The organism is Sulfurimonas sp., assembly GCF_028694895.1.
Lineage (GTDB): Bacteria > Campylobacterota > Campylobacteria > Campylobacterales > Sulfurimonadaceae > Sulfurimonas.
In genome coordinates, this window is the sequence record NZ_JAQVKA010000078.1 from 1 (window position 1) to 6539 (window position 6539).

Sequence of the window (6539 nt, forward strand, 5' to 3'; positions counted from 1 at the left end):
ACCAATGCTCAGAGTTATGTCTTTTTCTTTTGCACTTAGATAACACCCATTTCCAATGATTGAATTTTTTCCTATAATGATAGAGCAGTTATCACCAACTATCTCTAAAAATGAGCTATTTATTTTTGCCCCACTTTTGATATGTAATGTGTTATTTGATCCTTTGATAACTATTTTTATTTTAGATATCTTTATGGAGCCTTCAACTAAAATTTTATTATTCTTTCCATCAATTCTAATTTTATTTTTTATTTTTTGTATAAAACTTAGCTGATTCATTTTTTCTCTTTATTTAGTTCATAAAGTTTTATATACTTGTAAAAATTTGTAACCATGTGTGAATATGCAATAATCAGCCCCACATATCCATCTAAAAATCCACGTTTAAAAATATATGTTCTTATAAAAGAGTAGATGCCATTAAAAAATGCTTTTAGTGGAGATGAGTTTTTTTTGCCAACATTGTTCTTTGCAAAAAGTGTGGAGTAATGGTCTGCTTTGATAATAAATTGCGAGATGCTATGATAGCTGTAGTGTTCTACATTACCTGAGAGCTCTTTTATCTTTAACCCATCGCTTATGATATCTTCATGTACATCGTTACTATTGTTATGTGTAACGGTTTTATTGTAAAGTCGTTTGATTTTTTGGTTGTTCCAGCCACAGTATTTGACTTGTATATCTTTATAAAAAGCTTTAAAGTTAAGCTTATAGACGGTATCTTTATCGAGTTTGGTTGTACTTAATGTTTCAAAAAGTTCGCTATCTACTACTTCATCACTATCGATAATAAGCACCCAGTCATTTTTGGCAAAACTTGCCGCTTGGTTTTTAGTCCAACCAAAACCTTTAAATTCACCTTGCACTAGATGAACATTTGAAAATGACTTTGCAATCTCTATGCTTTTATCAGTTGAGCCATTATCATAAACCACAACATCACTGAAACCTTTTAAACTCTCAAGAGTTTTTGGCAGAGTGTTTTCGTTGTTTTTTACGAGTACTATTACACTTATATTCATGGTAATCCTAAAATCTTTTTATAAAAGCTTTAAAGCGGTATTTCATTCTATTTTTAAATGAAAAGGGCTCATCAACTTGGGTTAGATTGTCTCCATTAACTCTATATATCACCCCTTTGATACCCGAGAAATCTTTGTGAATTGCATTACCTATTCTAAAGAGGTATTGATAGTGTTTGTGCGCTTCTTTTGCAATGCCTTCGTTGTATTTACCAAAAGGAAAAACAAAACTTTCTACTTTTATACCAAGCTTTTCTTCTAAGATATTTTTAGAAACTACTAACTCTTCTTCTAAATCAACACCCTCTTCAAGAAGATTAACATGAGAGTGTGAGTGTGAACCAATCTGCACCAAGCCACTATCAACCATCTCACGCAACTCTTTAAAGGTACAAAAAGTAGCCTTCTCATAGTTTTTAAACAGATCATTATGCTCAAAGTCAAGTCTGACGTCTTGTGTATAGCTTGTATCATCTAAGATATATTTTGTAGGAACTGCCAAAAGAGCCTTTAAGTCGTATTTTAATAGTAACGGAAAGATAAAGTAGTAAAAGTCTGCATAAGCATCATCAAAAGTAAGGCATATACTTTTTGAAGTTACCTCTTCACCAGGAAATAAAGAGGTGTAGTTTTGTGAAATATATTTTAAATGCTCTTCAAAAACCTTTAATTCGTTACTACATCTGTCACTATTAACATGGTGATACATAATACTAGTCAACAACTTCTATCCCTTTTAATCTTTTTTTTGCATTGTTTTTATCTTTATGTGCTTGAGAGTATTTAAGTGCTATTTTAATACAGTTACTCTCATTTTCATTCATAAGTCTTGCATACTCTTTTATGATAACTTTTAAATCATCATCTTTTGCCCAGAGTTTTGAGAAGTTTTGTAGTCTATCATCTAAGCTTAAAGATTTAAACTCCATTCTGTTTATATCTACTATTTTAAAAATATAGCTCTCGTCCTCTTTTTTTACAAGTATATTGCCTGGAGAGTAGTCAAGATGAAAGATGTTATTTTCATGAAGTTTGAGAGTAAAGAGAGCAAAAGATTTAAAAACTTCCTCTTTCTCCTCAAAATTCGCATTTAAAAGCGGTTCTCTTATTGTAAAATCATAGTCAAAATGTTCGCTTATAAAATAACTTTCATCAATTAAACCATATTCTTGAAACTCTATATAGCCTATTGGTTTTGGTGTAAACTCTATAGTCTTTAGGCTGTTGTTGTATGATTTTTTGGCTTTTGAATCTTTAAAAAATGTATAGATTATTTTGTTTAGGAGATGTGGGATTTTAAAAGACTTAACAACAAAACTCTTCTCTTTAAAATTTATAATTTTAATCTCATTTCTTGCTTTATGAATTGAGTTTTGTGAGTTTTTAAAGTAGCTTTGTATATTTTTTAAAAGCTCACTATAATTATTTTGTATCACTTCAAACTTCATGTTTTATCTTTAGCAAGAATTGATTTAAAAAACTTATCATACTCAAGAACTGTAATTGTATGAGACATTTTATTTTCAATCGTATATGTACAGTTAGCAGAAAATTCTTGTAACTTTTGTGGTGAAGTGCTTAACTCTATAATCTTTTGTGCTATAGCATCTGAGTCTTTTATAGGGACTATGTAGCCATTAAATCCATCTTCTACTATTTCTTTGTTTCCATCTATCGCAGAGGCAATTACTGGTATATTGGCAGCAAGAGATTCAAGGACAACTCTTGGTAGTCCCTCTTTTCTTGTTGAAGCTTGAACTAAAACAGAGCAAGATGCTATTATTTGTGGCGCATCATCTCTATATCCAGTTACATGTATTCTCTCTTTCATGCCGCAATTTTCTATCTCAGATATATATGGCTCTTGTGAGATATTTTGCCCAATTAAGATAATGTGTATATTTTTATAAGGAGCTAATTTATGTGCTGCTTTTAGTAGATATATAAGCCCTTTATGCGCTCTTACGTTAGCAACGAAAGCCACGTTAAAGTTCTGCTGATTTGTTCCAAACTCTTCAAGACTTATTTTTGTAGTCTTATACCATGAAACCTCATGCCCTTTGTAGATAGCTTCTACTTTTTTCGATTTATCAAATATTTGTTTTTGCACATGTTTTTTGACAGCGTTTGAGACACAGATAACACCATCAACTCTTGGATTTAGTGCATTTAAATAGGAGCTTGGATCATGTCTGTAAAGGCCTCCAGTTGTCCCCCTATATGTCACAAGTTTTACGTTTGTTCTGATACATGCGAAGATTGCATTGGAGATAGATTTCGAGTTTGTGGCATAGACAACATCTATATCATGCTCTTTTATAGTTTGTCGTATTTTTTTAATTGTAGAGGGTGAAATCTTCTTTTTATAATGCGCATCAATAACTCTTATGCCGTTTTCTTCAAATCTCTTTGCATATGCACTGTCTTTTTCAGTCATTATAGTTATGTTATATCCAAATTTAAGAAGTGAGATATATATCTCCGCTTCTGGTCTAATGCTGTTGTATGAGCCATCTGTGGAGGTAAGTACTAGAAGATTCAAGCTAAAAGCTCCTTTGCTATTTTTATAATTTCATCTGATTCTATCTCACAAATAGAGAAGTCATTTTTATCGAGTTTTTGGTGATCAACTTTACTTTTAGATTTTACTACCTTGTTTATAGGAGTAACATATACACGGTTAACTGGAGTTGGTCCAAAAATGGTAATAGAAGGAATATTGAGTCCCCAAGCCATATGTGTAGGTCCTGTATCATTACCTATAAGTAGGGAACATTTAGAGATAACATACTTTAGTTCATCCAAAGAGCCACGAGGTAGCAGATGTAGATATTCTGATTGTTCTTGCATCCAAAGTACTTTTTTATGTTCTTCATCGCTTCCCCAGACTATATATGTATCTATCTTTAAAGCTTCTGCTATCTCTACAAACTTTTCTTTTGGGTAGTTTCTGCTCTCCCATGTGGAACCTATGACAAAAATATTGAAAAATTCTGGTAGATTTTCTACATGTGAATCCGAGTATAAAAACGTTTTTTTAGCGATTATCTGCTCTTTTGATACTTTTATCTTTAAAGGTTCACAAAGTACAGCTACATTTCTATCTATAGTATTTGCATCATAAGAAATATGGATTTTTTTATTATAAAAAATAGATGCAATTCCCTCGCGAATGGATTCTTTGTCAAATCCAGCTATGACTTTTGCTCCGATTATCCTTGAAACTATCGCTGACTTTAAGAGCCCTTGAGCGTCAATTATAAGGTCATAATTATTTTTTGAGTAGCTTTTTAGGATGCTTACCTGAGCAAATATTTTACTTTTTTGTTTCTTTAAAGATTTTAGATTTACTTCTAAAATATTATCAATGTGCGGATTGTTTTTTAACACATCTGCAAAACTGCTCTCAACTACCCAGTCTATTTGGATGTTTGGCAGCTCTTTTTTTATGAATTGCAACGCAACCATGGCGTGAATAATATCTCCCATAGCCGAGAGTTTTACTATACATATTTTCATTAAAACCTAAGTAGTTATTTATATATTGGATTTTACAGAAAATAGCATGAAAATAAGATAATTTAGTATTAATTTTAATTTTTAACTCAACTTTTGCATATAAATCTATATTACCATTAAAAATATGTCTATGAACTTTATTATTGTATAAAATTTTATAAGAGTTATTAAAAATAGTCATTTTTTAAAAATTTAAAAGATTATGCAGGGCTTTTTTTGTAAAGTTTCTTCTTTACTAACCACTAAAAATATTGAAACAAAAAGTACAAAAAAGAGTAGCGAATTGTTTAGGTGTATAGTTAATCCAATTAGACTCCACATAATATATAAAAATATAAATAAAATTTTTAATTCTCTATATGGATATGATTGAATTTTTAGTTTATATAATCTATAAAAAATATTAAGAAGCAAAATAAATCCAATAATTCCAAGTTGGACTAAGTATTGGACAAAAGCATTGTGATAATCTACGTAGTTAAAATTATCTTTTTTACTTATAAAGTATCCTAACCCGTAGCTCTGTACATCTTGGCTTGAGTGAAGTGCTTCATCTCCTATACCTGTGCCAAAAAGTGGTTCATGCATGGAGTTTTTAACCCCGATACCCCAAAGAGCAATTCTTGCAGAAAAAGAATTTGTATAATTATCCTCTTTTACCATCATATTTATATCACTTAAAGTATAGTCCATTCTTTTGGAAAAAACAGAGCTAGTGTTATATGCTGTAATGAATATTAAAACAATTAAAATAAACATACCAACTAGTGCTTTAGCTTTATTTTTTATATGCAAAAATCCTATTATCAATATAGACATTAAAAATATTACTTGTCCAGTTCTTCCTCCATTCATAAATAAGTTTGAAACTGATGATATTAAAAATAAGATGTACGGTATTTTGTAGATAAAAGAACTGAAACTTAGAATTCTATATATTAAAATAAAGGCAGTAAAAGCTAGGTACGAGCTATAGTCTGTATGGCCCATAAATGGGCTTGGGTCCATTGGCGATATATTTTTATATTTAAAAAGCTCAAAGAATATTCCATAAGAAATCAATTCACTTATAAACATGGATGTTAAGAAAGCAGAAAATATATAATGGAGATACTCTTTTTTAAAAGATGTATAAATAATAGGAATAAGCAAGAAATGCCAATATTTTTTTAGATAATTGAGCGCATACAAAGTATCGTTACTCCATAATAGAGATATTGCACTAAAGGTTAAAAATAGAGCAATAGCAGATATAAGGTTGTTGCGCTTTGCTATATTTATTTTTTCTTTTATATTTTTATTAAAAAGCCATAGCACAATAATAAGTACTTCAACGCCGCTTGTTAGCGCTTTAGACAATGGGATTGAAAATGCAAGGAGAATAATTGCATAGTTTATAGTTTTACTTAAAGTGATGTCGTTGTAGGTAGTTGTAAATTTATTTGATATAAGCTTAAGCATTTATAGAGGCCTTCCTTTTTTTACAAACTGATTTAAAAGTTAGTAGAATCATAACCTTCAGTATTTAGCACTTCTCTATTAGGTCGTATAACTTTTGCATCTGTTTATCATAATCAAATTCTTCTTTTGCTTTTTTATATCCTTCTTGGGCCAAAGAGAGCTTCTTTTGAGGGTTATGATACAGATATTCTAATTTTAGAGCCAAATCGTTACTTGTTCGCTCAAAAAGTAAACCATTTATCTCGTTATCTATTATTTCAATAGGGCCACCGTTATTTGTTGCTAGTGCACATACCTTGTTTATCATAGCTTCAACTATAACAAGTCCAAAAGTCTCTTTTTTTGTAGCAAGTACTACAGCGTCGCATAGTTTTATATGTTCATTTACATCTTTTGTAAAACCTGTAAAGATTATCTTCTCTTTTAAACCTAAATCCTCAACACTTTGTTTTAATTTTTGAAGATAATGGCTATCCATAGTATGTCCAATAATAAGGGCTTTTATATTTAAATTTTTTAATTCGTTTATAGCCTCGA

Annotated in this window: 7 protein-coding genes and 1 pseudogene; all 8 read right to left on the reverse strand. The window is 30.3% G+C overall.

Annotation, left to right across the window (positions count from 1 at the left end; translation table 11 throughout):
* Positions 1-279 (reverse strand): annotated as a pseudogene (locus PHI38_RS08075) (acyltransferase); the annotation flags it as partial.
* A complete protein-coding gene (locus tag PHI38_RS08080) occupies positions 276-1022 on the reverse strand; it encodes a glycosyltransferase family 2 protein (RefSeq protein WP_299854861.1) in 747 nt (248 codons plus the stop codon). The gene PHI38_RS08080 and the pseudogene PHI38_RS08075, both read right to left, overlap by 4 nt.
* 7 nt (positions 1023-1029) lie before the next feature.
* Positions 1030-1746, reverse strand: coding sequence for a polysaccharide deacetylase family protein (locus PHI38_RS08085; RefSeq protein WP_299854863.1), 717 nt, complete (start codon positions 1744-1746; stop codon positions 1030-1032).
* Complete coding sequence (locus tag PHI38_RS08090; protein WP_299854865.1) at positions 1736-2470, reverse strand: hypothetical protein; 735 nt, start codon at positions 2468-2470, stop codon at positions 1736-1738. The genes PHI38_RS08085 and PHI38_RS08090 overlap by 11 nt, the downstream gene beginning before the upstream one ends.
* Positions 2467-3564, reverse strand: a complete 1098-nt coding sequence (locus tag PHI38_RS08095) for a glycosyltransferase family 4 protein (protein WP_299854868.1) — start codon at positions 3562-3564, stop codon at positions 2467-2469. The genes PHI38_RS08090 and PHI38_RS08095 overlap by 4 nt, the downstream gene beginning before the upstream one ends.
* Positions 3561-4541 (reverse strand): lipopolysaccharide heptosyltransferase I, encoded by a 981-nt coding sequence (gene waaC, locus PHI38_RS08100; RefSeq protein ID WP_299854871.1) that lies wholly within the window; start codon positions 4539-4541, stop codon positions 3561-3563. The genes PHI38_RS08095 and waaC overlap by 4 nt, the downstream gene beginning before the upstream one ends.
* A 192-nt stretch (positions 4542-4733) precedes the next feature.
* Positions 4734-6002, reverse strand: a complete 1269-nt coding sequence (locus PHI38_RS08105; protein ID WP_299854873.1) for an O-antigen ligase family protein — start codon at positions 6000-6002, stop codon at positions 4734-4736.
* Between the two features lie 64 nt (positions 6003-6066).
* Positions 6067-6539: glycosyltransferase (locus PHI38_RS08110; RefSeq protein WP_299854876.1), on the reverse strand; the 473-nt coding region annotated here is incomplete at its 5' end.